We start from the raw sequence: 26,991 nt of genomic DNA on the forward strand, positions 1-26,991 counted from the left end.
CTGCTGCAGCGCTCCCGGCGTACTTCCGTCACACCTATCGCGCTGCCTGTCAGGTTGCGCACCGCATGGTGGGCGGAACCTGACAGCGGCGCGGCGCGCAGCTTCTCGGCGGTCCGCCTAGGTCGCGGGGGTCACGGGTCGTACTGCGCCACCGCGCGCAGGACGATCTCGTTGACGCTCATGTGCGGCGGTCGGTCCAGCGCGAACAGCACCGCGTCCGCGAGGTCGGTCGCGCGCAAGGCGTCCGCCTGCGGGTTGTCCCAGAACGCCGTGTCGACCGTCCCCGGGGCGAGCGTCGTGACCCGGACGCCGTCACGCCCGAGCTCCTTGCGCGCCGCCTCGCCCAGTGCGGCGACCGCCGCCTTGGTCCCGGAGTAGACCGATCCCGGGAGCGGGTGCCGTCCCGTGACGGCGCTCGTCAGCAGCAGGTGCCCGCCTGTCTCCACGAGCGCGGGCGTCGCCGCGCGGATCGTCAGCGCGACGCCGTAGATGTTCGTGAGGATGAGCTCCCGCCAGCGCTCGGGCGACTCGTTGCCGAACCCGCGCGCCGCCCCGATCCCCGCGTTCGCGCAGACGGCGTCGAGGCGGCCGAACGACGACAGCCCGGTGGCCACGGCCGCCTGCACCGCGTCCCAGTCGGTGACGTCACAGGGGACGGCCAGGGCGCGCTCAGGACCGCCGAGCTCGTCGGCGAGCGCCGTCAGCGGCGTGGACGAGCGGGCCGCGAGGACGACGCGCCGTCCGGACCCGGCGACGCCGCGGGCGATCGCCTCGCCGATCCCCGAGGAGGCACCGGTGATCAGCACGACCCGGTCGGCGGTGGACGGCATGACGCGATCCTATGCGAACGGTCGCTCACGTCGCGGCGGATCGAGCCCGGAGGCGCTCCTGGAGTTGCTCAGTGTGCCCTGGCGACCGGGCTCGGCGGTTACCGATTGAACGATCGTTTACGTGATGGTAGTGTCGAACAGCAGGGACCGGCGGTCACTGGAGGAGAGACCCATGAAGATCACGATCAACCTGGACATCTGCGACGCGCACGGGCAGTGCGTGATGGAGGCGCCCGACCTGTTCGCCCTCGACGACGACGACGAGGTCGTCCGCCTCCTGGACGCCGAGCCGGGCGAGGAGCACCGCAAGGTCGCCGAGCGCGCCGTGCAGTCGTGTCCCGTGCAGGCGATCGCGATCGAGGGCTGAAGCGATGACGAAGACCGTCAACACCTACTGCCGGATCTGCCTCGCCAACTGCGGCCTGGATGTCACCGTCGACGAGGCCTCCAACCGCGTCCTGGAGATCAAGCCCGACCGCGAGAACCCGTACACGTGGCGCGACTTCTGCCGCAAGGGCAAGACGGCGCACGAGGTCGCCACCCATCCGCAGCGCATCACGACCCCGATGCGCCGGGTCGGGGACCGCTACGTCCCCGCCACCTACGGTGAGGCGATCGCCGACATCGCGGCCCGCCTGAACGCGGTCATCGACCGCGACGGCCCCGACGCGGTCGGCTCCTACCACGGCAACCCGATGGGCTTCTCGTTCGCGACGACCTCGTTCTGGACGGGCCTGCTCGACGCGATCGGGACGGGCAACCGCTTCTGGGTCGGCTCGGTCGACCAGAACAACGCGCACATCGTGGCCGAGGAGCTGTACGGCTCCGAGCTCGTCGCCCTCATCCCGGACATCGACGACTGCGACTGCTTCCTGCTCGTCGGGATGGACCCGGCGCAGAGCAAGTTCAATTGGCTCGAGAACAACCCCGGCGGCTGGAACCGCGTCCTCGCGCGCCAGCGGGCCGGGGCGGACGTGATCATGGTCGACCCGCGACGCTCGGAGTCCGCGGCGAAGGCGAAGACGCACGTCGCCGTGCTGCCCGGCCAGGACTGGGCGTTCCTGCTCGGCGTCCTGCAGGTGGTCTTCGCGAACGGCTGGGATCGCACCCCGACCGCGATCGACGTCGACGGCATCGACGCGGTCAAGCGGCTCGCGGCGGACGCCGACCTCGACGACCTCGCGACCCGCTGCGGCGTCGACCGCGCCACCATCGAGGACGTCGCCGAGCGCTTCGCCACCGCCCGCACGGCGATGTGCATCAGCCACACCGGCGTCGCCCATAACGAGCACGGCACGCTCGGCGAGTGGCTCGGGCAGGTGCTGAACGTCGTCACGGACCGCGTCGACCGGCCCGGCGGCCGCCGCTACGAGCGCGGCTACGTCGACATCGGCCAGATCATGAAGCTGTTCGCGCCGGCCGGGACGCACCGCACCCGCCTACGCGACAACCCGCCGATCGTCGGCTTCCACGCGCTCGCGGAGATGGCGGACGAGATCACGACGCCCGGACCGGGACAGATCCGCGCGGCGTTCGTCGCGTTCGGGAACCCGGTCGTCTCCGGGCCGGACGGCGCGGCGCTCGACGCCGCGTTCGCGGACCTCGACCTGCTGGTCGCGATCGACCTCGTGCAGCGCGAGTCCCACCGGCACGCCGACTGGCTGATCCCCGGCACGCACTGGCTCGAGCGCGAAGAGCTGAGCCCGCTGTACGGCGGCCTGCAGGAGCGCCCATACGTGCAGTACGCGCAGCGGGCGATCGACCCGCCGGCCGGCGTCCTGGAGGAGTGGGAGTTCTTCACCGAGCTCGCCCTGGCGATGAAGCGCAACCTGTTCGGCAAGCCGGGGGTCAATGCGTTCGTGAAGGCCTCGCGGGTGGCGGCGCGCGTCACCGGGCGGCCGAAGCTCGCGATGAACCCCGAGTGGATCCAGCGGCTCCTCGTCCTGATGGGCCGGCGGCTGAAGTGGAGGGACATCGTGAGCCGGCCCCACGGGTGGCTCTACGGCGAGCCGGAGTACGGCAACCTGAGCGGCGCGATCGGCCACCCCGACAAGCGCGTCCGGCTGGCGCCGGAGGCGTTCCTCGCGGGCGTGCGGGACGCGCTGGCGCAGCCGGTCCCGGGCGCGGACGGCGACTACCCGCTGCTGCTCGTCAACAAGCGCATCCGCGAGGCCATGAACTCGTGGCTCAACGAGTCCCCGGGGCTCTTCCAGCTCGACCGGACGAACGCCTGCGAGGTCCACCCGGACGACGCGGCCGCCGCCGGCATCGCGGACGGCGACACCGTCCGGCTGGTCTCCGAGACCGGGGCCATCGAGGTGCGGGCCCAGGTCACGGACGGCCTGCGCCCAGGGGTGGTGTGCGTGCCCCACGGGTGGGGCAGCCGCATCTTCGACCCGGTCGGCGGGACGGCCCCGACGACGTACGGCGCCAACCGCAACCTGCTCGTCGGCAACGCGAAGCTCGATCGCTTCTCCCAGACGCCGATCTTCAACTCGACGGCCGTCCGCATCGAGGCGCTGCCGTCCACGAAGCTGCCGATGGCCGCCGCGGTGGCCACCGCCTCATGATCGACCGCCCGCTGCGCGGCGTCGTCGTGGCCGGCATCGGCGAGACCGGCTACTACAAGCGGGCGACGGCGCCGCAGGGCGCGATGGGCCTCTGTGTTCGCGCGGTCCTCGCCGCCTGCGCGGACGCCGGCCTGGATCCGGTCGACGTCGACGGCTTCGTGTCGTACGGGGACGACGACAACGAGGGTCCGGACCTCGCGACGGCGATCGGCGCGCGCGAGTGCCGCTGGTCGAGCGTCGTCTGGGGCGGCGGTGGCGGCGGCGTGGCGGGGGCCCTCGCGCAGGCCGCCGCGGCGATCCTGTCCGGCCAGGCCGAGCACGTCGTCGTCCTGCGCGGGCACGCGGAGGCGGCGGGCGGACGGCTGATGTCCGCGGTCTCCGACTACTACATGAGCGCCCACTACCGGGCGCACGGGATCATCTCGCCGGCGCAGCTCTGCGCGCTGCGGACCCGCCGCATGATCGACGCGGACGGCGTGCCGGCCGTGACGATGCGGGCCGTCGCCCAGGCGTCGTACACGCACGCCGCGAACAACCCGGGGGCGGTCGGGCGCGACGTGATCCTCGACGACGAGACCTACGCCGCCTCGCGCATGATCGCCGAGCCCTACCGCCTGTACGACTGCTCGCGCGAGAACGACGGCGCGGCCGCCCTGCTGGTGACCAGCGCCGAGCGGGCGGCGGCGCTGGGGGCCGATGCCGTCCACGTCATCGCCGTCGCGCAGTCCACGCCCGCCGGGTGGGGGCAGACGATCGAGAACGAGGACGACTACACCTCAGGCGGGTTCCGGCTCGTCGCCGAGCGCCTGTGGCGGGCGACCGGCCGCGGCCCGGACGACGTCGACGTGACGCAGGTGTACGAGAACTTCACGGGCGCGGCGGTCGCCTCGCTGATCGACCACGGGCTGGCGACGGCGGCCACCGCCGGGGACGTCATCCGCCTCGACAACCTGCTGGCGGACGGCGGCGCGCTGCCGATCAACACCGCCGGGGGCAACGTCGGCGAGGGCTTCGTGCACGGGATCGGCCTGGCGCTGGAGGCGGTCCGCCAGGTCCGCGGGACCTCCGTCAACCAGGTGCCCGGCGCCGAGCTGTCCCTGCTGATCAGCGGCCCGGCCGCGCCGTTCGTCAGCTCGGCGCTGCTCGCACAGGCGGAGGCCTGACGCCGTGGACCTCCACAGCGCACCCGTCATCGGCGACATCGGTCCGCGTCCTGACGGGCTCGACGTCCCCTTCTGGGCGGGCCTGGCCGAGGGCCGTCTGCTGCTGCAGCGCTGCGGCGCCTGCGCGACCTGGATCTGGGGCCCCCAGTGGGTCTGTCCCAGGTGCCGCACCCTCGAGCCCGGCTGGGACGAGGTCCCGCTGCGCGGCACGGTGTACTCGTGGACCCGCACGTGGCAGCCGTTCGTACCGTCGTTCAAGGAGCACCTGCCGTACGTCACGCTGCTGATCGAGCTCCCGGACGCCGGTGGCCGCCGCATCCTCGGGCTGCTGATCGACGATGACGGCACGACCGACCCGGTCATCGGCGAGGATGTCGCGGGCGTGATCCAGCCGGCGTCGGACGTCACCTCCGGCGTCCCGGTCCTGCGCTGGACACGCGGGCGGACCGCGACCGAGGGAGACGCATGAGCACCGAGATGACCCAGACCGACGCGCTGACGCACGCGATCCAGGCGCGACTGGCCGCCCCGCTCACGCGCGACGACGGCATCGACCTGCACGCAGAGCTCGACGCCGTCCTCGGCGACGTCGGCATGACCGGCGCCGACGCCGGTGGCACGATCACGTTCACCGGCGCCGACCCCATCGCCGACAGCCGCCTCGCGCTCGCGTCGGCGGCGAGCCTCGGGCTGGTGGCCAAGTCCGTCGCGCTGGCCCGGCTGTGGCGGGCGATGGGCGGCGACGGGCAGGACATCGCGATGGACCTGCGCGTCGCGCCGCGGCGGCTGTGCCCGTTCTACGAAGGGCGCTGGGAGCTGGCCAACGGCTACCCGGCAGGCAACGACTTCGACGTCGCCACCGCGCTGCGGCATACCTCGCTGTACCGCTGCGGCGACGGCCGCTGGGTGCTGCCGCAGGCGCAGTACCCCAAGCTGCGGCGCACGGCGCTGAAGCTGCTCGGGGTGCCGGACGACCGCGAAGCGGTCACCGCAGCGGTGGCGCGCTGGCAGTCCGCGGAGCTCGAGGAGGCCGGTGCCGCCGCCGGCGTGGTGATGCCCGTCGTGCGCTCCTTCGCGCAGTTCGCCGCCGAGGAGCAGTACGCCCACCTGGCCGCGAGCCCGCTGATCGAGCTCGAGCGGACCGGCGACGCGGACCCGGTCCCGCTGCCGGCCGCGACCGACCAGCCGCTGACGCACGTCCGCGCGCTCGGCCTCGGCCACGTCATCGCGGGCGCGGGCATCGGCCGCACGCTCGCGCTGCACGGCGCCGACGTCCTCAACGTCTGGCGGCCGCTCGAGTACGAGTCGCCCGCGGCGTACCACTCGGCGCAGTACGGGGTCCGCTCGTCCGTGGTCGCGTACAAGCACCCCAAGGGGCGCGACCAGCTGCACGCGCTGCTGGCCGGCGCGGACGTCTTCTACGCCAACCGCCGCCCGGCGATGCTCGATGCCCTCGGGCTGACCGCGGAGCAGCTGGCCGAGAGCCACCCCGGGACCATCCACGCGACGGTCTCGCCGCACGGCCGGTCCGGCCCCTGGGCGGAGCGGCCCGGCTTCGACCAGACCGCCGGCTCGGTCGCGGGCCTGTTCGTCGTGGAGGGGGACGAGGAGACGCCGCAGATCCCGGTGATCACGGTGGTCAACGACTGGATCGTGCCGTGGCTCGTGACCGCCGGCGTGGCCGCGGCCCTGGAGCGGCGCGCCACCGAGGGCGGCAGCTGGCGCGTGCACGTGTCCCTGACGCGCGTCGCGCTGTGGATCCTGCAGCTCGGGATCTTCGACCGCGGCTACGTCGCGCAGACGGCGGGCGCCGGTGCGGGCGAGCAGCACGAGTACCGCGCCCCCGAGCTAATGCACAGCGACGGGCCGCTCGGCCGCTACCAGGGCGTCACCGACCAGGTGCGGATGTCGGCAACCCCGGGCGCGTACCGCTTCGGGCTGCTCCCGATGGGCGCCGCCCGCCCCGAATGGCTGGACCGAACGAGGACCGCGACATGACCGAGCCCGTCCGCATCGCCAACTGCTCCGGCTACTCCGGCGACCGCCGCGAGGCGATCCGCGAGGTCCTGGATGGCGGCCCTGTCGACGTGATCGTCGGCGACTACCTGGCCGAGATCACGATCGCGGGCATGGCCGCCCGCCGCCGCTACGGCAAGGGCGAGGGCTACAGCCTCGACCTCCTCGCGCAGCTCGACGGCTGCCTGGAGGAGATCGCCGAACGCGGCATCAAGCTGGTCGTCAACGCGGGCGGCTTCGACCCGGCCGGCCTCGCGCAGAAGCTGCGCGACCTGTACACCGGCGAGCGCCCGCTGAACGTCGCCTACCTCGAGGGCGACGACCTGCTCGGCCGCTGGGACGACCTGCGCGCGGCCGGGCACGAGTTCCCCTCGCTCGACACCGGCGAGCCGATCGGCACCTGGGGCCACGCGCCGCTGAGCGCGAGCGCCTACCTGGGCGCCTGGGGCATCGTCGACGCACTGGCCGCCGGTGCGGACATCGTCGTCTGCCCGCGCGTGACCGACGCATCGCTCGTCGTCGGGGCCGCCGCGTGGTGGCACGGCTGGGGGACCGAGGACTGGGACCGCCTGGCGGGCGCGGTCGTCGCCGGCCACGTGATCGAGTGCGGTCCGCAGGCGAGCGGCGGCAACTTCTCGGGCTTCACCGGCGTTCCCGGGATGGTCCATCCCGGCTTCCCGATCGCCGAGCTGCGCGACACCGGCGACGCTGTGATCACCAAGCACCCGGGGACGGGCGGCAGCGTCACGACCGACACCGTCACCGCCCAGCTGCTCTACGAGATCCAGGGCGTCGTCTACCTCAACCCGGACGTCACCGTTGACCTGCGCGGCGTGCAGCTGACCGAGGAGGCGCCGGACCGCGTCCTCATCCACGGCAGCACCGGCACGGCCCCGCCCCCGACCACGAAGGTCGCGGTCACCGCTCAGGTCGGCTGGGAGAACTCCTTCAACGTCTACCTCTGCGGGCTGGACATCGACGCGAAGGCCGAGCTCGTGGAGGCGCAGCTGCGTGACACGTTCGCCGGCTCGGGCGTCGAGCTGCACCGCATCGACCGGATCGGGACGGCGGCCGCGAACCCGGCGACGCTCGAGGACGCGACCGTCACGCTGCGGATCGTCGGCCGTTCCGCCACGCCCGACGCCCTGAAGCCGGGCGCGTTCTTCATGCGCGCGCACGGGACGATCCTGTCCTCGATCCCCGGGTTCCACGCCGACGGCGGGACGGGGCGCTCGCTCCGGCCCTCGCCGCTGGTGGAGTACTGGCCCGGCACCATCGCGGTCGACGCGCTGCAGCAGGAGGTCGTCCACGAGGGCGGCGAGCGGACCCGTGTCCGCAGCGTGCCGTCGGCGCCGCTGGTCGTGGTCCCGTCCGACGATGCCCCCGTGGCGCCCCCGGCCGACGACGACCTGATCACCGCACCGCTGGGCTACGTCGCGCACGCCCGCGCCGGGGACAAGGGCGGCAACTCCAACGTCGGCTTCTGGACCCATCCGGAGGCGTGGCCGTGGCTGCAGGCGGCGCTGTCGGACACCGGGATCCGCGCGCTCTACCCCGAGGCCGCCGAGCTGCGGATCACCCGGCACGAGCTGCCGCTCCTGCGCGCGGTGCACTTCGTCTTCCACGGCTCGCTCGGCAGCGGTTGCTCGAGCAACGGCCGCCTGGACGCACTCGGCAAGTCCGTCGCCGAGTTCCTGCGCGCGCGTCACGTCGAGGTCCCGCGGACCCTCGTCGGCGACCGCACCGCGCCGGTCGCCGCAGCCGCCGGGACCCCCGTCCCGTGAGCCGTACCCCGCTTCGCCACACCGTGCCCAAGACGAGAGAGGACCGAGGCCGATGAGGCTCGACGACGCGATCAGCATGAACCCCGACTACATCGTGGTCGGGGCCGGACCGGCCGGGTGCGTGGTCGCCAGCCGGCTCAGCGAGGACCCGAACGTGAAGGTCCTGCTCATCGAGGCCGGCCGGTCGTCGGACAACTTCCGCGTGAAGATCCCGATCGGGCCCGCGATGATGATCACGAAGCCGGGCTGGGATTGGTGCTGGGAGACGCCGCCCGACCCGACGATGAACGGCCGCCACATCACGTGGTCGGCGGGCAAGGTCGTCGGCGGCGGCAGCTCCGTGCACGGCCAGGTGAACATGCGCTGCCTGCCGTCCGACTACGACGAGTGGGCGACGTTCGTCGGCGACAACGGCGACTGGTCCTACGAGGACATGCTCCCCTACCTCATCAAGTGCGAGCACTACCCGGGATCGGACTCGCCGGTCCGCGGCCGCGGCGGCCCGCTGAACGTCGCCGACATGACGACGGTGCACCCGCTGGCCGAGGCGTTCGTCGGCGCGGGCGAGGACCGGGGCTACGCACGGACCGACCTCAACGGCGAGGACCCGATCGGCTTCGGCCTCACGCAGGCGACCCAGAAGGACGGCCGCCGCTTCAACGTCTACGACGGCTACATCCGGCCGCACGCCGGGCGCCCGAACCTCGGGGTCCTGATCAAGTCGCGCGTCGTCCGCGTCGTGATGGAGAACGGGGCAGCCGTCGGCGTGGAGGTCGCCGCGGGCGACACGACGAAGATCATCCACGCTGCCCGCGAGGTCATCGTCTCGGCCGGGACGATCGCGTCGGCGAACCTGCTCATGAAGTCGGGCGTCGGGCCCGGCGAGGTCCTGCAGTCCGCGGGCGTCCCCGTCGCCGTGGAAGTCGACGGCGTCGGCCGCAACCTCCAGGAGCACTCAGGCCTCAGCCTCAGCCGCTTCATCAAGGACGCCTGGTCGCTGAACGCCGCACAGGCCCGTCCCGACCTCGGGGCGAAGTACCTCTACCAGCTGCTCGTCAAGAAGACCGGGCCGTTCTCGTCGCCGGTCGTCCAGGCCATGGGCTACGTCCGGACCCATCCGGAGCTGCCGAACCCCGACCTGCAGCTGCACTTCCTGCCGTTCGCCTACCGGATGAAGCCGGAGTCGCGGTCGGCCCTGGCGGCGGAGATGCCGAAGAAGGCCGCGGTCGCGATGCAGGCGACGCTGTGCAAGCCGAACGTCCGCGGACAGGTGCGCATCACCAACGCCGACGCCGAGAGCGCGCCGATGATCGACCACCACCTGCTGGGGGACGAGCGCGACCTGCAGACCCTGGTGGCCGGCTGCAAGCTGATCACGGACATCTTCGAGAGCCCGCGCTTCGCGCCGTACGTGGTCTCCGGCTGCAACCCGCTGACGAACCCGACCGACGACGCGGGCTGGGTCGACTACGTCCGCAACAACACGAACATCGCCTACCACCAGGTCGGCACCTGCCGGATGGGCCGGCGGGACGACCCTGCCGCGGTCGTCGACCCGACGCTGAAGGTCATCGGGGCCGATCGCCTGCGCGTGATCGACGCCTCGGTGATGCCGACGGTGCCAAGCGCGAACACCTACATCCCGACGGTCGCGGTGGGGGAGAAGGGCGCGGAGATGATCGCCCGCGGCGTCTGACCGCGGGCGGGGCGGACGGCGTTTCCGCCCGGGGTCAGCCGGCGGTCGGGTAGGAGCGGCCGCCCTGCCCGACCGTGCGCGGGGCGACGTCCGCGCGCAGGCGCCAGTCCTCGCCGACCTCGTCGCCGCGGTGGAACGGGATCGGCGGCGTGGTCCGCCAGCCGCGCAGCCGAGCGTCGAGCTCCTCGAGGACGCCGTGCCGGTGCTCGTCGTCGACGAAGGCGACGGCGTGCGCGACGACGGGCGGCAGGACCTCGAAGCCGGTGTACGCGAGGACGCCGTTCTGCAGCGGCCAGAGGATGACGTCGATATGGCCGAGCAGGCCGTCGGGCTCCGTCATCCCCGGCCAGGCGTTGGTCGTCGTGACGAGCAGCGCGCGCTTGCCGGCGAAGCCGCCGTTCTCGTAGCGGCGGCCCCCGCCGTAGGCGACGTCCTTGACCAGGACGCGGTCGAACCAGCCCTTCATGATCGCCGGGACCGAGAACCACCACAGCGGGAAGACGAGCACGACGAGGTCGGCCCGGACGAGCTTCTCGACCTCGGACGCGACGTCGGCGGGCAGCGCGTCGTTGCGGACCGCGTGCTGCTGCTCGCGGTCGTACCAGAGCCGCTCGGGGAAGCGGCGCAGGGTGAAATCCTCGGCGCGGGCGACCGGGTCGAACCCCATCGCGTAGAGGTCGGACACCTCCACCGTCAGCCCGGCTGCCTCGAGGGTCGCGCGCGTACGGTCGCGCAGGGCGGCGCCGAACGAGCGCGGTTCGGGGTTGGCGTAGACGATGAGCGCGGTGCCCGTCGCCGTGCCGCTGTCTGGCTGTGCCGTCATCGCGGCGGATGGTAGTCGTGCGGCCTGCCGGTCGCGGGTCCGGAGGCTTTACGCTGGCCGGGTGAGCGCCGACCCTCCGAACGACCTTGGCAGCGGCGCAGACGGTGAGCTGCGGGCGTCGGACGCGGACCGCGAGCGCGTGGCGCAGGGGATGCGCGATCACTTCAGCACCGGGCGGCTCACGGAGGAGGAGCTGTCCGCGCGCGTCACCGGCGCGTACGACGCGCAGACGCTGAGCGACCTCGAGCGGCTGACGGCGGACCTGCCGGCGCGCTCGCGCGCGACGTCGGAGGACGTGGTCCCCGCGCGACGCCGGCAGCGCCGGCAGCGGTCGCCCGCCCGGGCCGAGGTGACGCGGGGGGGCCACCACCTGCGCACGAGCCTGAAGCTCCACGTCACCGTCTACGTCTTCGTGAACCTCATGCTCGTCGGCGTGTGGGCGGCGAGCGGCGGCGGGTACTTCTGGCCCGTGTGGCCGCTGCTCGGCTGGGGCATGGGGCTCGCGGGCCACGCGGCGCCGGTCATCGCCGGGGTCGGGACGCGACGGGGCAGCGACCGGCGGCAGGACGCGGTCGACCCGGCCGCGTCGGCGCACGCGGCGGCCGCGACCGGCGCGTCCGCCCGCGCGGAGCTGCAGCGCGCCGCCGCCCCGGACGGGACCGTCACCATCCTCTTCACCGACATCGAGGGCTCGACGGCGCTGAACGAGCAGCTCGGCGACGTGCGCTGGCTCGAGCTGCTGCGCCGCCACCACGAGCTCGTCCGCGAGCAGGTCGACGCCCACCACGGCTTCGAGGTCAAGGCGCAGGGGGACGGCTTCATGCTCGCGTTCGCCAGTGCCCGGGACGCGGTGCAGTGCGCGCGGTCGATCCAAAACGCGATCGCGGCCGGGCTCGGCGAGCACCCGGCGGGCCCGGTCCGCGTGCGGATCGGCCTGCACACCGGTGAGGCGATCCGCGAGGCGTCGGACTATTACGGCCGGGACGTCGTCGTCGCCGCCCGCATCGCCGACCATGCGCAGGGCGGGGAGATCCTGGCCTCGGCGGTCGTCCGGCAGCTGGCCGGCAGCGCGGGCGGCATCCGGTTCGAGGACGAGCGAGAGGTCGCCCTGGCCGGCCTCGCCGGGACCCACACGGTCTACACCGTCGGCTGACCGTGCCGGCGCCGGCGTCCCCCGCGCCGGGGTAGCGTTCGGTCGCATGCTCCGCCGGAACCTCGCGTGCGCGCTTCTCATCAGCCTCGCCGGCGCCGCGCCGGCCGCTGCCGCCCAGCGGCCGGACGCCACGAAGCTCGTCCAGCAGGTGCGGCACGACGGGCGGACGGTGACCATGCGCCTGGCCAAGCTCCCGCTCCGCGGCCCGCACTTCGAGCTCCGCGTCCAGCAGCCGGACGGGTCCTACACGACCACGAAGGCGCCGATCGGCGAGCGCGCGTTCCTCGGGACCGTCGACGGGCGGCCCGGCGCGGTCGCCTCCGGGATCGTGACCCGGGACGGGCGGCTGCGCGGGCAGATCGTCTTCGACCGCGGTGCCACCTGGTTCACGCGGGACGCTGCCGTCACCGGCACCCGCGGGACCGATGCGCCGGTGTTCGCGTGGCCGACGCGCCCGACGGTCGCCTCCGGCCGGGCGGGCACCCGGATGCGGGCGTGGGACATCGCGGTGGACACCGACTCCGAGTACGTCGCCGCTCGCAGCGGATCGACGGCAGCGGTCCTCGAGGAGGTCGAGTACGCGCTCTCGAACGTCCGCGCGGTCTACATGCACGACGCGCTCCTGATGCCGCGCCTGGCCCGCGTGATCGTCCGCGCCGCGCCGGCCCGCGACCCGTACACCGGCGACACGACCTACCTCGGCCCGCTGCGCGACGAGTGGCGCGCGAACCAGAAGGACGCGGTCCGTGACGAGGTCCTGCTGGCGGCCGACGGCGGCGGGAACGGCGGCGTCGCCTACGGCACCGACATGAACCCGGACTTCGCGTACGCGAACTCGGGGGCCAACGACGACGGGACGTTCGACGTCGTCGCCCGGCACGAGATCGGCCACAACTTCGACCTCAGCGACCTGCACGCCGGCAGCCCCGAGGGCAAGACGATCATCGAGGGCAACCAGTACGCGCGGTTCGGCGGGCCGGAGCTGCAGACGATCTTCGCCAGCCGCGGGGCGCGGCGCGGGATCTACGACGACCTCGGGCGGTTCACGCGCATCCCGCTCGCGCCGTACGCCGCACTCGATCTCATCGACAACGTCAAGCCCGGGGCCGCTGTGTCGCGCAACGTCGTCGGCAACGACCACGACGCGAACGGGCAGGGCGTCTACCTGGCGTCGGTCGCGGCGAAGACCTCCGGGGGCGGGACGGCCGAGGCCGTCGGTGGCCGCGTCGTCTACCGGGCGCCGGACGCGGCGAGCACGCTGGACGTCGTCCGGTACACCGTCGCCGACACCTGCGGCCAGACCGCCACGGGCGTCGTGTTCGCCCGGACGGGCAGCGCGACGCGGGGCAGCAGCAGGCGCCCGGCGGTGCCGCGGACCGTCGTCCTGGACCGCGGCGCCGGCGGCTGCGCGCAGCTCGGCTCCCGCGAGGTGGCCCGCGTCCCGTTGGGAGGCCTGGTGGCCACGGCGCGGAGCGCGCAGCTGCGGGTCCGCGTCACCGGTGCGCGCCGGGGCGCGCCGGTGCGGGTCTGGCGCTGCGGCTTGCGGCGCCCGGGCCGGCCGTCGCTGACCGTGGGTGCCCGCGGCACCGCGCGAGCCACGGTGAAGGTGCCGCTGGCAGGCTCGCGGCGCGTCTGCGCGGCGACGGGGGCCGGGGGACGGCTGCGCATCGAGCTGCCGGCCGGGGGCTGAGCACGGGGACAGGCGAGGGGCGCGGGTCGGTGCCTGCCGCCGGGGCCGGACCGCCGGGCCCTTGCCGGCCCGCGGTGGTCGCGGGACGATGCATCGGGTGACCGGCCGCACCCCCACCATCCGTTCCGCCACCGTCGACGACGCCGCGGGCTGCGCGGCCGTCTACGCGCCGTACGTCCGCGACACCGCAGTGACCTTCGAGGTCGACCCGCCGTCGGCGAAGGTCGTCGCCGGGCGGATCGCCGCGTCGCTCGCGGCGCACGCGTGGCTGGTCCTCGAGGACGCCGGCCGCGTGACCGGGTTCGCGTACGGCTGCCCGCATCGCGAGCGCCCGGCCTACCGCTGGGCCTGCGACGTCAGCGTGTACCTGGAGCCTGGGCGCCGCCGCACCGGCGCGGGCCGCGCGCTCTACGAGGCCCTCCTCCCGCGGCTGGCGGAGCGCGGCCTGCGGACGGCGGTCGCCGGCATCACGCTGCCGAACGACGCGAGCATCGGGCTGCACCGGGCGCTGGGCTTCGAGCCGGTCGGGACCTACCGCGCCATCGGCTACAAGCTCGGCGCCTGGCACGACGTGGCCTGGCTGCAGCGGCCGCTGGGCACCGCCGGCAGCGACCCGCCCGCCGAGCCTACCTGAGGCCGTCACGCCTCACGGGAGCCGCCGGCGTCGGGAAGCGGGCCCGTCGTACGCTGCTGTGGCGACACATGACGGGCCCGCCACCGTCGATCGCCCCGAGCCGGCCCGTCCGCGCGGTCAGATCGCCTTGCCCGGGTTGAGCAGCCCGGCCGGGTCGAACGCGTGCTTGACCGCCTGCGTGAGAGCGAGGACGTCAGGGCCCAGCTCCGCGGCGAGGTGCTCGCGCTTGAGCAGGCCGACGCCGTGCTCGCCGGTGATCGTCCCGCCCAGCGCGACGCCGAGCTCCAGGATGGCGGCGAACGCCAGCCGCGTCGCCTGCACCTGCGCCTCGTCACGGGGGTCGTAGACGATGGTGGGGTGCATGTTGCCGTCGCCGGCGTGGCCGAAGGTGCCGATCAGCAGGTCGTGCTCGTCGGCGATCCGCGCCACCCCGGTAAGCAGTGCCGGGATCGCGGCCAGTGGGACCGCGACGTCGTCCAGCAGTGTCGCGCCGCTGTGCTCGAGCGCCGGGTAGGCCAGCCGCCGGGCCGCCATCAGCATGCGCCCCTCGGCCTCCTCGTCGGTCGTGACGACGAGGTCCGCGCCGGCCTCCTCGCACAGGCGCTCCATGTGGGCGATCTCCGCGAGGCCGGCGGCGCCGCCCGCGTCCGACCGCGCGAACACGAGGACCTCGGTCTCACCGTCGAGCCCCATCGGCTGGAACGCCTCGACCGCGGCGATCGTCGCGCGGTCCATGAGCTCCAGGACGCTGGGACGGACGGCGCGGGCGATGCGCCGCACGGCGTCGCCGGCCGCCTCCAGGGATCCGAACGAGGCGGCCAGCGTCGCCGACACCGGCGGCCTGGGCAGCAGCTTCACCGTCGCCTCGGTGATCACCGCGAGCGTCCCCTCCGATCCGCACAGCAGGCTCGTCAGGTCGTAGCCGGCGACGCCCTTGCGCGTGCTGCGTCCGACCCGTACCACGCGGCCGTCCGCGAGGACGGCTTCGAGGCCGAGCAGCGCGTCGCGCGTCACGCCGTACTTCACGCAGCACAGCCCGCCGGCGTTGGTGGCGACGTTGCCGCCGATCGTGGAGAACTCCCAGCTGGCCGGGTCGGGCGGGTACCAGAGCCCATGCTCGCCGGCCGCCGCGCCGAGGTCGGCGTTGACGACGCCGGCCTGGACCGTCGCCGTGAGGTTGTCGGGGTCGACGGCCGGCGCGGCGGTCATCCGCTCCAGGCAGAGCACGAGGCAGCCGTCCGTCGCGTTCGCCCCGCCGGACAGGCCCGATCCGGCGCCGCGGGGGACGACCGGGACGCCGTGCGCGGCGGCGGCACGGACGGCCGCCTGGACCTCGGCGGTGGTCCGCGGCCGGACGAGCGCCGCCGGGTCGCCGGCCGCGAGCAGCCCGGGCGCGGCCTGGTCCGTGCGGTAGGCGGCGAGGACCGCGGGGTCGGTGACGACGTCGCCCGCCCCGGCCAGGTCCTCGAGCAGCGCGCGTGAGGCAGCGGTCGTACTCATGCTACGAGTCCTCCGGTACTCATCCCAGGCTGCGCTTGTAGAGGCCGCGGATGTGGGCGGCGACCCGCTCGGCCGCGAGGGTGCCGTCGTGGGCCTCGATCGCCTCGACGATCTTCGCGTGCTCCCGCGTCAGCCGCCGCAGGACCGGGACCGGGTCCCCGAGCGCCCGCAGGCTGGCGAGCAGGTGGACCCCGACGGGCTCGCGGACGGCGAGCATCACCAGGTGCAGCGCCTCGTTGCCGGAGGCCGCGACGAGGGCGAGGTGGAACCGCACGTCGGCCTCCTCGAACGCCTCGACGTCGTCCGTGATCCCGCGCATGACCTCGACCTCGGCGCGCGCGTCGTCCAGCACCACCCGTCGCTGCCGTGCGGCCGCGCCGACGGCGGCACCCTCCAGCGCGCAGCGCAGCTCGACGAGGTCGCTGAGCGGCGCTGCCCCCAGGCGCAGGAGGTGGACGAAGGCATCCCGCGCCGGGCCGGCCGACAGCTCGGCGGCGCGGGCGACGCGCAACGGGGAGGTGGGCCGGTCGGCGATCGCGAGTCCCTGCGCCTGCAGCGCACGCAGCGCCTCGCGGACCGTGGTGCGGGCGACGCCGAAGCTGTCGGTGAGCTCGCGCTCGGACGGCAGCTCGCTGCCGGCGGGCATGCTGCCCGAGAGGATCGCCTCGCGGAGCTGCTCCGCGACCTGCTCGTAGGCCGGACGACGAACCACCTCGGTGAAGTCCATGTCGCGAGCCTACCGGACGGCTTGCCTGTTGGTCAGACCAGCTGCCAGACTCGGGGCATGACCTCCATCCTCGTGCACACCTGCGTCCGCGTCGTCGACCCGGCGGCCTCGATCCGCTTCTACGAGGCGCTCGGCTTCGAGCGGCGCGGGCAGCTCAACTTCGACTCGGCCTACAACGTCTACATGGGCCTCCCGGGTGGGGGCGACACGCTCGAGCTGACGGTGAACGTGGGGCGCACCGACCCGTACGACCTCGGCGATGGCTACAACCACGTCGCCGTCACCCACCCCGACCTCGACGCGATCCTGGCGACCCTGGCCGCCCTGGGCGTCGAGCCCGAGAAGCCGCCGTTCCACCCCGGCGGCCGCGACGACCTGCCGCGGATCGTCTTCGTCGCGGACCCCGATGGCTACCGCATCGAGATCATCGAGGGCGAGCACTTCGCGACGCCCCAGGACGGACCGCATCCGTCGGAGGCATAACGCCGGCGGCAGGTTGCAGCTTGTCAGACCAGCAGACATCTGAGAGTGTCGGCTGCACGGTCCCCACGTCCAGGAGAGATACCGATGGCCACCACCGTCCCGGCTGATGCCCAGGTCAGGCACGCCACGATCACCCGCGTCATCCGGGTGATGTTCCCCCACGCCCAGTTCCCCGACGGCCCCTACGAGCGCTCGGCCGAGGCCGTCCTCGCCGGCGCTGCGGAGGACGCCCGCAGTGCGGCGTCGGTCGACCAGGGCCTGGTCGACCTCGACGCCGCGGCCGGCGACGGGGGCTTCGCGGCGCTCGACGACGATCGCGCGCTGGAGGTCCTGCGGGGCCTCGAGGGCACCCCGTTCTTCGCCTTCGTCCAGGGGAAGGTCGTCACGACGCTCTACGACGACCGCGAGGTCTGGGCGCTGCTCGGCTACGAGGGCGAGTCGTTCTCGCAGGGCGGGTACCTGGGGCGCGGCTTCGATGACCTGGACTGGCTGCCGGCCGCGAGCGTGGGGGAGCAGCGCTGATGTCCGGGCGCAGCGGAGCGAGCAACGGCGCGTCGGCACCGGGCCAGAAGCTCGGGCAGGCGGCGCAGAGCGGGAACCACTTCCCGCACGACGACAACGACGTGGTTGTCGTGGTCGGCTCGGGGGCCGGCGGCGGCACGATCGCGAACGAGCTCTGCCAGCAGGGCGTGCGCGTGGTCGTCCTGGAGGCCGGACCGCACCTGACCGCGGACGACTACCACCAGGACGAGTGGCCCGCGTTCAACCAGATGGCGTGGCTCGACGCGCGGACGACGTCCGGGTCGTGGCGCGTCGCCAAGGACTTCCCCCACCTGCCGGCCTGGACCGTCAAGGCAGTCGGCGGCACGTCGACGCACTGGGCCGGCGCCTGCCCGCGGTTCAAGGAGTACGAGTTCCGCGCGAGGGAGACCTACGGCGGCGGGATCGACGGCGCGAACCTGCTCGACTGGCCGATCGGCCTCGACGACCTCGCGCCGTACTACGACAAGGCCGAGGTCAAGATGGGCGTGACGCATGTGCACGGCCGCAAGCCGCTGCCGGCGAACAACAACTACACGGTGATGGCCAACGGGGCGAAGGGCGTCGGGTACACCGATGTCGCCACCGGCCCGTACGCCACGAACGCCGAGGAGTACGACGGCCGCCCGGCGACTGCGCAGGACGGGTTCAACTTCCAGGGCGACAAGCAGGGCTCGAAGTGGTCGACGCTCGTGTCCGACCTGCCGAAGGCCGCCGCGACGGGCAACCTCGACCTGCGCCCGGACTCCCACGTCGTGCAGGTCACCCTCGACGCGGCGGGACGCGCGAACGGCGTGGTCTACGTCGACGGCGACGGTGGCCTGCAGCGTCAGGCGGCGAAGGCCGTGTGCGTCGCGGGGAACGCGATCGAGTCCGCGCGGCTGCTGCTGCTGTCCGCCTGCCGCGGTCACGAGGACGGCCTGGCGAACTCGTCCGGGCAGGTCGGCCGCAACTACATGCGGCACCTGACGGCGTCCGTCTACGCGCGCTTCCCGAAGCCCGTGAACATGTACCGCGGGGAGACCATGGCCGGGGTCGTCGCCGACGAGTCCGCGCACGACGACGGCCGCGGGTTCGCCGGCGGGTACTACATGGAGACGCTGTCGCTCGGCGTGCCGTTCCTGGCCGCGTTCGTCGACCCGGGCGGATGGGGGCCGGACTTCACCGCGACGATGGACGCCTACGCAAACACCGCGGGCATGTGGATCGTCGGGGAGGACATGCCGCAGGAGACGAACCGCGTCACGCTGAACCGGGACGTCTCCGACCAGCACGGCCTGCCTGCGCCGAACGTCCACTTCGACGACCATGCCAACGACGTCGCGATGCGCGAGTACGCGTGGCGCAAGGGGCGCGAGCTCTACGAGTCGGTCGGGGCGCAGGCGGCGACGAAGACCCCGCCGTACCCGTCGACCCACAACCTCGGCACCTGTCGCATGAGCGCCCGGCCGCAGGACGGCGTCGTGAACGAGTGGGGCCAGGCGCACGACGTGCCGAACCTGTTCGTCTCGGACGGGTCGGTCTTCACGACAGGCGCGGCCGCGAACCCGACCCTGACGATCGTCGCGCTGGCGATCCGCCAGGCTGAGCACCTGGGCGGCCGCATCCGTAGCGGCACGCTGTGATCCGGACGCCGTAACCCGCGACTCGATGTGCCACCAGGCGCCGTATCGGCGCCTGCCGGCACATCGACCGCGTCGTCGCGCCCGACCCGTCAGGCCGGGACGCCCGAGTCGGCCGGCGTCGCCGTCGACCCGGTCGCGAACCGCGGCGCCAGGAACGCCGCGATCGCGTCGTAGAGCTCGCGGCTGCGCGGCACGTAGGCCGACATGTTCAGCGACGCGTGAACCAGGCCGTCGATGCGGACCACATCGGTCGGGACGCCGGCCGCCGCCAGCTGCGCGCCGTAGGCCTCCGCCTCGTCCCGCGTCAGGTCGGCTTCGACCGTGAGGACGAGCGCCGGCGCCAGCCCGGCGAGCGATGTCGCCCGGTTCGGCGCGGCGAGCGGCGACGACCGATGCGCCGGATCGGCGCCCAGGTACGCACCCCAGAGGTTCGCGACGGCGGCGCCGCCCAGGATCGGGCCGGCCGCGAACTGCGTTCGCGACGGGGTGTCGGCGTCCGGATCGATCGGCGGGTAGATCAGCACCTGCGCGACGAGCGCCGGCCCGTCCTCGTCGCGGGCGCGCTGTGCGGCGACGGCTGCCAGGTTCCCGCCCGAGCTCTCGCCCGCGACCGCGATCCGGGCCGGGTCGCCGCCATGTGCCGCGATCGTCTCCGCGACCCAGCACAGCGCGGCGTAGGTGTCGTCGGTCGCCGCGGGGAACGGGTCCTCCGGCGCGAGGCGGTAGCTCGGTGAGACCACGATCGCGCCCAGGTCCTCGGCCAGTGCGGTGCACGGCTCGTGCGACATGTCGAGCGACCCGCCCACCCAGCCGCCGGGGTGGAAGAAGACGACCACCGGCAGCGGCGCGCCGGTCGCGCCCGCCGGGACGTAGATGCGCGCCTCCCGCGGCCCGCCCGCGGACGGATAGGTCGTCGTGGTGACGTCGACCGCGTCGCGCGGCGGCAGCTGCAGCAGCCGGAACCCCTCGAGCGCCTCGCGGGCCTCGGGCACGGTCAGCTCCTCCAGGGGCCGCGCACCCTGCGTCAGCATCGCGCCGAGGACGAGGGCCACGCCGGGGTCGAGGATCACCGTGTTCGGGACGGGCGACGCGCCGGCATCGACCGCGAACCCGCCGTAGCCGGTCGCCTCGACCTCGGCGCAGATGGCCCGGTACAGCGGCGCGCCGCCGGCGAAGAACAGCACGCTCCGCGGCTTGCCGGGGATGTTCGCGCCCATGTACCAGGAGTTCGCCTGGGGCAGGAGGGTCATGTTCGCGATGCCGTCGACGAGCGTCTTCCACTGCTCCTCACTGGCCGCCGTGGGCTCCAGCGTCGTGGCGCCGCGCTCCAGCAGCGCCTCGACGGCGTCGGAGGCGAACTCGACGTGGTCCTCGATCGCGAGCGGGTTGTTGTACAGCGCGACGGCGCTCTGCGGCCCGGTGATCGTGAACAGGTTCGGGAAGCCGTGCACCGCGATGCCGAGGTAGGTGCGCGGCCCCGCCGCCCAGTGCTCGCGCAGCGTCTCGCCGTCCCGTCCGACGATGCCCATGTTCATGAGGGAGCCGGTGAACGCGTCGAACCCCGTGGCCAGGACGATGACGTCCAGCTCGTAGCTGTCGTCCGCCGTCCGGATGCCGTCGGGCGTGATCTCCGCGATCGGCGCCGACCGCGCGTCCACGAGCGTGACGTCATCGCGGTTGAACGCCTCGAAGTAGTCGGTCTCGAACGGCGCGCGCTTGGTCGCGTACGGATGGTCGGTCGGGCACAGCAGGTCGGCGACGGCGGGATCGTCCACGCGGGCACGGATCTGCTCGCGGATGTAGTCCGAGACGGTGTCGTTCGCCTCCTTGCTGAAGAGCAGGTCGCCGTAGGTGGAGATCACCATCCGGAAGCCGCCGCCCTCGTAGAACCGGTCGTAGACCTCGCGCCGCTCCTCCGGGGTGGCGAGCAGCGCCGATGGCTCGGCGGGCGGATACGGCGCGCCGAGGAAGTTGTTGCGCGACGCCTCGCGCAGCGCCGGGTACTGCGCGACCTGCTCCGCCCACTCGTCGGGGTCGTTCGGCCGGTTGCCGAGCGGGCAGGCGAAGTTCGGGGTCCGCTGGAAGACCGTCACGTGCTCGGCCTGCTCGGCGATGATCGGGATGAGCTGGATGCCCGTCGCGCCGGTGCCGATGACGCCCACCCGCTTGCCGCGTAGGTCGACGCCCTCGTGCGGCCACGCGCTGGTGCGGATCACCTCTCCGCCGAATTGCTCCTGCCCGGGGAACTCGTTCTCCTTCGGGACGGACACGTTGCCGGCGGCCGACACGACGAAGCGGGTGGTGAGGGTCTGGCCGGTGTCGGTGCCGACGGTCCAGAACGCGCCGTCGTCGTCCCAGACCATCGAGGTGACGCGGGTGTCGAACGCGTAGCTGCGGCGCAGGTCGAAGCGGTCCGCGACGTGCTCGAGGTAGCGCAGGATCTCGGGCTGGGCCGAGAAGCGCTCGCTCCACTTCCACTCCTGCTGCAGGTCCGCGTCGAAGGAGTACGAGTAGTGGACGCTCTCGAAGTCGCAGCGCGCCCCCGGGTAGCGGTTCCAGTACCAGGTGCCTCCGGGCCCCGAGCCGGCCTCGAACGACTGGACCCGCAGCCCGAGCAGGTTGCGGAACCGGTGCGTCGAGTACAGCCCAGCGAACCCGGCACCGACGACGACGACGTCAACATCCGTAGTGGCGGCCATGGCCGATTCTGCGCAGAAGCGCGCGGGAATAGCGACCCTATGTGGCACGCACGGTGCGTGCGGTCACTCGTACGGCGCGTACCGCCGGTGGAGCATGAGCTCGTTCCCGTCCGGATCGGCGAAGAACGCCATGTGGCAGACGCCGGTGTCGATGGTCGGGCCGAAGAAGGTGACGCCCTTCGCCTCGAGCGCCGCGCGCGACGCGGCGACGTCGGCGACCCGCAGCGGGAGCGGGTTGCCCTTCTGGGCGACGAACTCGCGGCCGAGGGTCTCGGGAGCCCAGATGGCGAAGCACGTGTCGCCCGCCCAGCTCTCCCACTCGCCGTGCTCGTCCGGCCGCAGCCCCAGCGTCTCGCGGTAGAAGGCGCGCGATCGCTCGAGGTCCTGCGTCGGGATGCCCAGGAAGTCCAGTCGCTCGATGTCGGTCATGCGCGGAGCCTTCCACACGCGCCAACGCGCCGAAACCCGGCGTGTCTGCGTCGCTGCGCTGCGGCGCGGGTAGAGAGTGATCCGCCGGCGCCCTGCGTCGCGCATGTCCGCACGGCGGGTCAAACCAGACAGGGAGCAGCGAAATGCAGCGCACAGCACGGCGATGGACGGTGGCGGCACTGGCGACGGTGATCGCGATGGGCGCCGGCGGGACGGCCGCGCATGCCGCGGGCGAGCAGTCCGTGGTCGCGGAGGTCACCAGCGGACCGTTCAAGCTGAAGGTGACCGCGAATCGCGCAGCAGGCACGCGCTCGAACCAGTCGACCGGGACGTTCGACGCGGAGACCAAGGTCGGCCCGCTCGCCTTGATGGACCTCCACGGGCCGGTGACGTGCCTCGACGTCCGCGGCAACAGCGTCGGGCTCTTCTACCCGATCGAGAGGAGCACCCCGTCGCTGCTCTCGATGGTCGGCGCCGGGATCTACATCTACCTCAAGACCGACGGCAAGGGCCGCGCGACGAACGTGCAGTTCCTGCCCGTCCCGTTCGCCAGCGTGCCGGGTTGCCGCCCGCTGCCGGCGTTCCTGCCCGCCACGGGCACCGCGACGATCCAGGGCTCGTAACGCCGCTCGGGCGCCTCGCTCAGAGGCGCCCGAACAGCGGGTCGGACAGGACGCCGAGGCCGACGTCCTGCGCCTGGTTCATGAAGGCGAAAAGCAGCAGCGCACCGCCGGCGAGGCTCGCGTTCGACAGGAACTGGTCGCGCTTCTGCTTGCGCGGCAGGCCGGGCTCGACCTCCCAGAACCGGTGCATCGTCAGCGTGACCGGGACCAGGAAGCCCAGGATCAGCAGCGCACCGAGGTCCGGGAACAGCCCGAGGCCGACGAGGACGGCGCCGCCCATCGAGAACGCGCACGACAGGCGGACCATCGCGATGGCCAGCCCGGTCGGGTACTTGCGCATCATCGGCGACCCGGCCAGGCGCGGCGCCTGCGCGAAGACCCCGGAAGGCGAGATGAGGAAGGCGCTGGCGAACAGCAGGCGCCCGGCGAGCTCGATGACGTCCATGGTGCGAATCCCCTGCTGCGGTCGGTGACGAGCGGACCGTACCGGGCGCGGGACCTCGGCCGTCGCCGGGTCCCTCCCTACGGCGCCCAGATCTCGCCGACCACGAACTCGACCGAGTTGCCGGCCGGGTCGCGGACGTAGACGGACCGGCCGCCGCGCTCCCACCGGATCTCGCGTTCGACGGGAACATCGTGCGCCGCGCAGCGTCCCAGCACGGCCGTCAGCGCTGCGTCGTCGACGGTGAACGCGATGTGGCCGGGGCCGCGTGTGCCGTGGCTCGGGACGTCACGACCGGCCTCCAGTGCCCGCTCGGGATCGAACAGCAGGACGACGCTGCCGGCGTCGACCCGCAGCGCAGTCAGCATCGGGGTCGGTCCGAGGACGATCCGCAGGCCGACGACGTCCCGGTAGAACGCCGACGCCGCGGGCAGGTCGTCGGCGTAGAGGACCGCCTCGTGGAGGCCGGACGGCGCGAGCTGCTCAGGAACGCTCATCCGCTCATCGTGTCAGTACGCCCCGGGCCTCGTCCCCGTCCGCGGGCGACCGTCGAAGGTCCTCGTCAGGTCGGGCACCGCGGTCAGCTCGGGCTCGCCGGCGGGACCGTCCCACGGTCCGAAGGCCGGGACGTCGACGCCGACCGGGTCGTAGCCTGGCGCCGGTCGCAGGTCGCCCGCCGCCGGATCGACCAGCTGCGGCGCCGTCGTGTTGACGGTGTTCGCCGCCCGGAACGCCGCGTCGTCGGGGGCCCCCGAGGGAAGGTCCGCGGGGCCGTAGAAGAGCACGTTGCCGGCGAAGCGCAGGTCCTCGTCCGCCCGGACCGCGCCGAGCCCGGAGCCGGCCTGGGCTGTGCCGGAGAAGGGCCCGTCGACGTGCACGTGCTCGTCTGCCCCGGTGCCGCGGTCGAGCACGATGTTGTTCAGGAACCAGACGTGGCGGTTCGGGATCCGGACGGCGTTCGTGCCGTCGTCGACGCGGGTCGTCCCCCAGCCGCCGGCGTCCAGGTTCGCCTGGCAGCCGGCGCGGTCCGGCTCGCCGGGCTGCCCGTCGCAGGACCGCAGCCCGTAGGCCGCCTCGAGCGCGTGGCCCCGGCGGCCGGCGTTGGAGACGGTGTTGTGGGCGACGAGGATCCGCAGGCCGCCGTTGACGCCGATGCCGGCGCCCTCCACGTCGGTGACGAGGTTGTTCACGATCGCGACGCCGGACGCCTCGTGGTGGATGAACGGCGCCGTCATGAACTGGAAGCCCGTGCCCTGCCCGGCCGTGAAGCCGCCCGTCCCGCAGCCGGTGAAGACGTTGCGGGCGACGAGCAGCCCGGCGGAGCCGCCCTTGACGTACCCGCACCAGTCGCCGGCGTCCCCGATCGTGTTGCCCAGGAGGTGACCGCCCTGGACTGCGACGAAGTCGAGCGCGTTGTCCGAGGCACCACTGATCGCGCTCGACTCGACGAAGACGTTCGTGGACTGGTTGACCTTGAGCGCCTCCTGCACGTCGCCCGACGCCGGCGCACGGCCGCGGACGACGCTGTCGCGCAGCAGGAGGTGATCGCAGGCCTCGCAGTGGAGCGGGTCGAAGCGGCTGTCGATGCGGACCCGTAGGAAGTAGATGTAGGAGAGGCCCTTGGCGTTGATCGAGGGCAGGACGACGGAGTCCGGGCCGCTCTCGGCCTGGACGATCACCGGGTGCCGGGCCGTCCCTTGGCGGTCCTCCCAGAAGTTCGGAGCGTCCGCGGCGGTGACGGTGCCGGGACGGATGCGGATGCGGACGCCGCGGGTCAGCGGCCTGCCCTGCGGGATCCGCGCCCAGGCCTCGGCGAGCCGCCGGACGGGATGCGTGCTGTCGCCGCTCGCGCCGTCGGAACCGCTGACCGGGTCGACCCAGATGTCCGCGACGTCGACGGTGCCGATCGCGTAGGCGCCGTCGGTCAGCGTGCCCGCCGGGATGGTGGTGGTGCCCGGGGGCTGGGTGGTTCCGCCGCCGGCCGCGCCGGGGCCTGGTCCGCTCGTCGTCCCGCCGGACCCGGGTCCTGTGCCAGTGCCCGCGCCGGGACCCGGGGCGCCGGGAGCACCGCCGCCCTGGGATCCGTCGCCGGCCCCGGAGCTGCAGCTGTACACCCCGCGGCGGGCCCGCCTGGCCGCAGCCGCCGCGACCGCGAGGGCCTTTCCGGGCGAAGCGGCCGGCAGCAGGAGGCCGCGACGCAGGACCGTGGCCGCGACGTCCTTCCCGGCCCGCCGCGCGGTGACGGCCCCGGCCGGGCCGCGCAGGACGAGCGTGCGCCCGACGAGCAGGCTGCGCAGCGCGCCGACCCCCTCGAGGTCCCGGCAGCCGCCGGCGGCCGGCCGTCGTACGCCCTTCAGCCGCACCACGGTCCGGCGGCCGCGCTGCTGCACGGTGATCGCCCCGCTGTCGCTGACCCGGACGACCTTCACCGTGCGGGTGGCCGGCGCGCCCGTCGCGACCGGGGCCGTGCTGCCGAGGGCCGCGACGGTGATCGTCGCGGTGAGGATGGCGAGCGGACGCACACCGCCCGGTATCGGCAGCCGGGAGCGGGCGCTCAACCGGTCTTGTGGGTCCGGCGGACACCCGCCAGGATGCCGGGATGACGCTACGTGGCGGGATCGACCTCGGCGGCACCAAGATCCAGGCGGTCGTGGTGGACGCAGATCACGCCGTGCGCGGGCAGGCGCGCCGGCCCACCCCGGTGACGGGCGGGCCGCAGGACGTCGCCGACGCGATGGCGGCGGCGCTGACCGACGCGGCGGACGCGGCCGGCGTCGCGCCGTCGGACCTGGCGGCGATCGGTGCGGGCTCGCCGGGCGGCGTCGACGCCGCGGCCGGCACGGTCAGCGCCGCGGGGAACCTGCCGGGCTGGTCCGGGACGTTCGCCCTGGCGGGGGCGCTCCAGACGGCGCTCGGGCCACGCGTCGCGCTCGGCAACGACGTCAACGTCGCGACCGAGGCCGAGTTCCGCCTCGGCACCGGCCGGCCCTACAGCTCGCTGCTCGGGGTCTTCTGGGGGACCGGCGTCGGCGGCGGCATCGTCCTGAACGACGCGCCGTGGTTCGGCCGCGGGGCCGCCGGCGAGATCGGGCACGTCGTGGTCGAGCGTGGCGGCCGCCGCTGCCCCTGCGGGCGCAAGGGCTGCATGGAGGCCTACGCCGGGCGCTCGGCGATGGAGGCACACGCCCGGCGCCGCGTGGAGAAGGGCGACCGCACGAAGCTGTTCAAGCTGATGGAGGAGCACGGGCGCCCGCGGCTGACGAGCGGGATCTGGGCGCGGGCCCTGGAGGCCGGGGACCACCTCGCCGAGGAGCTGATCGAGGAGGCCATCGCGGCCCTCGGGGTTGGCGTCGCGTCGACCGTCAACGTGCTGGATGTCGAGGCGATCGTGCTCGGTGGCGGGATGGGCGTGCGGTTCGGGGAGACGTTCATGCCACGGCTGCGCGAGGCGATGGCACCGCACCTGTTCAGCGACCAGGACCCCCCGGTCCTGGAGGTCGCGGCGCTCGGCGACCTCGGCGGTGCGATCGGTGCCGCGCTGCTGGTCGCCTGACCGGCCGGCCG

At 73.6% G+C, this 26,991-nt stretch carries 24 protein-coding genes; 15 read left to right on the forward strand and 9 right to left on the reverse strand.

Annotated features, from left to right (window positions below):
* Positions 1-131: 131 nt before the first annotated feature.
* Entirely contained in the window at positions 132-830 is a 699-nt protein-coding gene (locus tag DSM112329_RS01935) for an SDR family oxidoreductase (protein ID WP_354700119.1), read from the reverse strand.
* Between the two features lie 172 nt (positions 831-1,002).
* Between DSM112329_RS01935 and DSM112329_RS01940 the strand changes: the two genes are divergently transcribed.
* The 7 genes from DSM112329_RS01940 to DSM112329_RS01970 are packed head-to-tail and all read left to right on the forward strand — an operon-like array spanning position 1,003 to position 10,059.
* On the forward strand, positions 1,003-1,197 hold the full coding sequence (locus tag DSM112329_RS01940) for a ferredoxin (RefSeq protein ID WP_354700120.1): 195 nt from the start codon (positions 1,003-1,005) through the stop codon (positions 1,195-1,197).
* A gap of 4 nt (positions 1,198-1,201) precedes the next feature.
* On the forward strand, positions 1,202-3,400 hold the full coding sequence (locus DSM112329_RS01945) for a molybdopterin dinucleotide binding domain-containing protein (protein WP_354700121.1): 2,199 nt from the start codon (positions 1,202-1,204) through the stop codon (positions 3,398-3,400).
* On the forward strand, positions 3,397-4,563 hold the full coding sequence (locus DSM112329_RS01950) for a transporter (protein ID WP_354700122.1): 1,167 nt from the start codon (positions 3,397-3,399) through the stop codon (positions 4,561-4,563). The genes DSM112329_RS01945 and DSM112329_RS01950 overlap by 4 nt, the downstream gene beginning before the upstream one ends.
* Before the next feature lie 4 nt (positions 4,564-4,567).
* Positions 4,568-5,032, forward strand: a complete 465-nt coding sequence (locus tag DSM112329_RS01955; protein WP_354700123.1) for a zinc ribbon domain-containing protein — start codon at positions 4,568-4,570, stop codon at positions 5,030-5,032.
* Positions 5,029-6,561 carry a CoA transferase gene (locus DSM112329_RS01960; RefSeq protein WP_354700124.1) on the forward strand — a complete coding sequence of 511 codons (1,533 nt, stop codon included), beginning with the start codon at positions 5,029-5,031 and terminating at the stop codon, positions 6,559-6,561. The genes DSM112329_RS01955 and DSM112329_RS01960 overlap by 4 nt, the downstream gene beginning before the upstream one ends.
* Positions 6,558-8,363 carry an acyclic terpene utilization AtuA family protein gene (locus tag DSM112329_RS01965; protein ID WP_354700125.1) on the forward strand — a complete coding sequence of 602 codons (1,806 nt, stop codon included), beginning with the start codon at positions 6,558-6,560 and terminating at the stop codon, positions 8,361-8,363. Before DSM112329_RS01960 ends, DSM112329_RS01965 begins: the two co-directional genes overlap by 4 nt.
* A 52-nt stretch (positions 8,364-8,415) precedes the next feature.
* Positions 8,416-10,059, forward strand: a complete 1,644-nt coding sequence (locus DSM112329_RS01970; protein WP_354700126.1) for a GMC family oxidoreductase N-terminal domain-containing protein — start codon at positions 8,416-8,418, stop codon at positions 10,057-10,059.
* 34 nt (positions 10,060-10,093) lie between these two features.
* On the opposite strand, the gene DSM112329_RS01975 is transcribed toward DSM112329_RS01970, so the two are convergent.
* The gene (locus tag DSM112329_RS01975; RefSeq protein WP_354700127.1) at positions 10,094-10,882 is read right to left on the reverse strand and encodes an NAD(P)H-dependent oxidoreductase; all 789 of its coding nucleotides are present in this window, start codon (positions 10,880-10,882) and stop codon (positions 10,094-10,096) included.
* A gap of 61 nt (positions 10,883-10,943) precedes the next feature.
* Between DSM112329_RS01975 and DSM112329_RS01980 the strand changes: the two genes are divergently transcribed.
* The 3 genes from DSM112329_RS01980 to DSM112329_RS01990 all read left to right on the forward strand — a co-directional run bounded on the left by DSM112329_RS01980 (position 10,944) and on the right by DSM112329_RS01990 (position 14,359).
* Entirely contained in the window at positions 10,944-12,035 is a 1,092-nt protein-coding gene (locus DSM112329_RS01980; protein WP_354700128.1) for an adenylate/guanylate cyclase domain-containing protein, read from the forward strand.
* Positions 12,036-12,081: 46 nt separating this feature from the next.
* A complete protein-coding gene (locus DSM112329_RS01985; RefSeq protein WP_354700129.1) occupies positions 12,082-13,725 on the forward strand; it encodes a M12 family metallo-peptidase in 1,644 nt (547 codons plus the stop codon).
* 88 nt (positions 13,726-13,813) lie between these two features.
* Positions 13,814-14,359, forward strand: a complete 546-nt coding sequence (locus DSM112329_RS01990; protein WP_354700130.1) for an N-acetyltransferase family protein — start codon at positions 13,814-13,816, stop codon at positions 14,357-14,359.
* Positions 14,360-14,476: 117 nt separating this feature from the next.
* On the opposite strand, the gene DSM112329_RS01995 is transcribed toward DSM112329_RS01990, so the two are convergent.
* Together DSM112329_RS01995 and DSM112329_RS02000 are read right to left on the reverse strand one after the other, a co-directional pair.
* Positions 14,477-15,859, reverse strand: coding sequence for an FAD-linked oxidase C-terminal domain-containing protein (locus DSM112329_RS01995; protein WP_354700131.1), 1,383 nt, complete (start codon positions 15,857-15,859; stop codon positions 14,477-14,479).
* A 19-nt stretch (positions 15,860-15,878) separates the two neighbouring features.
* Positions 15,879-16,586, reverse strand: coding sequence for an FCD domain-containing protein (locus DSM112329_RS02000; RefSeq protein WP_354700132.1), 708 nt, complete (start codon positions 16,584-16,586; stop codon positions 15,879-15,881).
* Positions 16,587-16,643: 57 nt separating this feature from the next.
* Here DSM112329_RS02000 and DSM112329_RS02005 point away from each other — a divergent pair, with 57 nt between their 5' ends.
* The 3 genes from DSM112329_RS02005 to DSM112329_RS02015 all read left to right on the forward strand — a co-directional run bounded on the left by DSM112329_RS02005 (position 16,644) and on the right by DSM112329_RS02015 (position 19,234).
* Entirely contained in the window at positions 16,644-17,069 is a 426-nt protein-coding gene (locus DSM112329_RS02005; RefSeq protein ID WP_354700133.1) for a VOC family protein, read from the forward strand.
* An 84-nt stretch (positions 17,070-17,153) separates the two neighbouring features.
* On the forward strand, positions 17,154-17,591 hold the full coding sequence (locus tag DSM112329_RS02010; protein ID WP_354700134.1) for a hypothetical protein: 438 nt from the start codon (positions 17,154-17,156) through the stop codon (positions 17,589-17,591).
* A complete protein-coding gene (locus tag DSM112329_RS02015; protein WP_354700135.1) occupies positions 17,591-19,234 on the forward strand; it encodes a GMC family oxidoreductase in 1,644 nt (547 codons plus the stop codon). The genes DSM112329_RS02010 and DSM112329_RS02015 overlap by 1 nt, the downstream gene beginning before the upstream one ends.
* Before the next feature lie 89 nt (positions 19,235-19,323).
* On the opposite strand, the gene DSM112329_RS02020 is transcribed toward DSM112329_RS02015, so the two are convergent.
* Both DSM112329_RS02020 and DSM112329_RS02025 read right to left on the reverse strand, forming a co-directional pair.
* On the reverse strand, positions 19,324-21,933 hold the full coding sequence (locus tag DSM112329_RS02020) for an alpha/beta hydrolase fold domain-containing protein (protein WP_354700136.1): 2,610 nt from the start codon (positions 21,931-21,933) through the stop codon (positions 19,324-19,326).
* A gap of 63 nt (positions 21,934-21,996) precedes the next feature.
* Complete coding sequence (locus DSM112329_RS02025; RefSeq protein WP_354700137.1) at positions 21,997-22,362, reverse strand: VOC family protein; 366 nt, start codon at positions 22,360-22,362, stop codon at positions 21,997-21,999.
* A 143-nt stretch (positions 22,363-22,505) separates the two neighbouring features.
* Here DSM112329_RS02025 and DSM112329_RS02030 point away from each other — a divergent pair, with 143 nt between their 5' ends.
* Complete coding sequence (locus DSM112329_RS02030) at positions 22,506-22,985, forward strand: hypothetical protein (protein ID WP_354700138.1); 480 nt, start codon at positions 22,506-22,508, stop codon at positions 22,983-22,985.
* 19 nt (positions 22,986-23,004) lie between these two features.
* On the opposite strand, the gene DSM112329_RS02035 is transcribed toward DSM112329_RS02030, so the two are convergent.
* The 3 genes from DSM112329_RS02035 to DSM112329_RS02045 all read right to left on the reverse strand — a co-directional run bounded on the left by DSM112329_RS02035 (position 23,005) and on the right by DSM112329_RS02045 (position 25,949).
* On the reverse strand, positions 23,005-23,430 hold the full coding sequence (locus DSM112329_RS02035) for a DoxX family protein (protein WP_354700139.1): 426 nt from the start codon (positions 23,428-23,430) through the stop codon (positions 23,005-23,007).
* Positions 23,431-23,507: 77 nt separating this feature from the next.
* A complete protein-coding gene (locus DSM112329_RS02040; RefSeq protein ID WP_354700140.1) occupies positions 23,508-23,924 on the reverse strand; it encodes a VOC family protein in 417 nt (138 codons plus the stop codon).
* A 12-nt stretch (positions 23,925-23,936) separates the two neighbouring features.
* Positions 23,937-25,949, reverse strand: coding sequence for a right-handed parallel beta-helix repeat-containing protein (locus DSM112329_RS02045; RefSeq protein WP_354700141.1), 2,013 nt, complete (start codon positions 25,947-25,949; stop codon positions 23,937-23,939).
* Between the two features lie 77 nt (positions 25,950-26,026).
* On the opposite strand from DSM112329_RS02045, the gene DSM112329_RS02050 reads away from it, so the two are divergent.
* On the forward strand, positions 26,027-26,980 hold the full coding sequence (locus DSM112329_RS02050) for an ROK family protein (RefSeq protein ID WP_354700142.1): 954 nt from the start codon (positions 26,027-26,029) through the stop codon (positions 26,978-26,980).
* The last annotated feature ends 11 nt before the right edge of the window (positions 26,981-26,991 follow it).

Source organism: Paraconexibacter sp. AEG42_29 (assembly GCF_040581415.1).
GTDB lineage: Bacteria > Actinomycetota > Thermoleophilia > Solirubrobacterales > Solirubrobacteraceae > Paraconexibacter.

Bases quoted from the DNA above. Each gene is read 5' to 3' on its own strand.
- DSM112329_RS02005 (WP_354700133.1), top strand. From the start codon at position 16,644: ATGACCTCCATCCTCGTGCACACCTGCGTCCGCGTCGTCGACCCGGCG.
- DSM112329_RS02020 (WP_354700136.1), bottom strand. From the start codon at position 21,933: ATGGCCGCCACTACGGATGTTGACGTCGTCGTCGTCGGTGCCGGGTTC.
- DSM112329_RS01995 (WP_354700131.1), bottom strand. From the start codon at position 15,859: ATGAGTACGACCGCTGCCTCACGCGCGCTGCTCGAGGACCTGGCCGGG.
- DSM112329_RS01985 (WP_354700129.1), top strand. From the start codon at position 12,082: ATGCTCCGCCGGAACCTCGCGTGCGCGCTTCTCATCAGCCTCGCCGGC.
- DSM112329_RS01945 (WP_354700121.1), top strand. From the start codon at position 1,202: ATGACGAAGACCGTCAACACCTACTGCCGGATCTGCCTCGCCAACTGC.
- DSM112329_RS02025 (WP_354700137.1), bottom strand. From the start codon at position 22,362: ATGACCGACATCGAGCGACTGGACTTCCTGGGCATCCCGACGCAGGAC.
- DSM112329_RS01935 (WP_354700119.1), bottom strand. From the start codon at position 830: ATGCCGTCCACCGCCGACCGGGTCGTGCTGATCACCGGTGCCTCCTCG.
- DSM112329_RS01975 (WP_354700127.1), bottom strand. From the start codon at position 10,882: ATGACGGCACAGCCAGACAGCGGCACGGCGACGGGCACCGCGCTCATC.
- DSM112329_RS02030 (WP_354700138.1), top strand. From the start codon at position 22,506: ATGCAGCGCACAGCACGGCGATGGACGGTGGCGGCACTGGCGACGGTG.
- DSM112329_RS01950 (WP_354700122.1), top strand. From the start codon at position 3,397: ATGATCGACCGCCCGCTGCGCGGCGTCGTCGTGGCCGGCATCGGCGAG.
- DSM112329_RS01960 (WP_354700124.1), top strand. From the start codon at position 5,029: ATGAGCACCGAGATGACCCAGACCGACGCGCTGACGCACGCGATCCAG.
- DSM112329_RS02035 (WP_354700139.1), bottom strand. From the start codon at position 23,430: ATGGACGTCATCGAGCTCGCCGGGCGCCTGCTGTTCGCCAGCGCCTTC.
- DSM112329_RS02050 (WP_354700142.1), top strand. From the start codon at position 26,027: ATGACGCTACGTGGCGGGATCGACCTCGGCGGCACCAAGATCCAGGCG.
- DSM112329_RS01990 (WP_354700130.1), top strand. From the start codon at position 13,814: ATGCATCGGGTGACCGGCCGCACCCCCACCATCCGTTCCGCCACCGTC.
- DSM112329_RS02040 (WP_354700140.1), bottom strand. From the start codon at position 23,924: ATGAGCGTTCCTGAGCAGCTCGCGCCGTCCGGCCTCCACGAGGCGGTC.
- DSM112329_RS01970 (WP_354700126.1), top strand. From the start codon at position 8,416: ATGAGGCTCGACGACGCGATCAGCATGAACCCCGACTACATCGTGGTC.
- DSM112329_RS02015 (WP_354700135.1), top strand. From the start codon at position 17,591: ATGTCCGGGCGCAGCGGAGCGAGCAACGGCGCGTCGGCACCGGGCCAG.
- DSM112329_RS02000 (WP_354700132.1), bottom strand. From the start codon at position 16,586: ATGGACTTCACCGAGGTGGTTCGTCGTCCGGCCTACGAGCAGGTCGCG.
- DSM112329_RS02010 (WP_354700134.1), top strand. From the start codon at position 17,154: ATGGCCACCACCGTCCCGGCTGATGCCCAGGTCAGGCACGCCACGATC.
- DSM112329_RS01940 (WP_354700120.1), top strand. From the start codon at position 1,003: ATGAAGATCACGATCAACCTGGACATCTGCGACGCGCACGGGCAGTGC.
- DSM112329_RS01965 (WP_354700125.1), top strand. From the start codon at position 6,558: ATGACCGAGCCCGTCCGCATCGCCAACTGCTCCGGCTACTCCGGCGAC.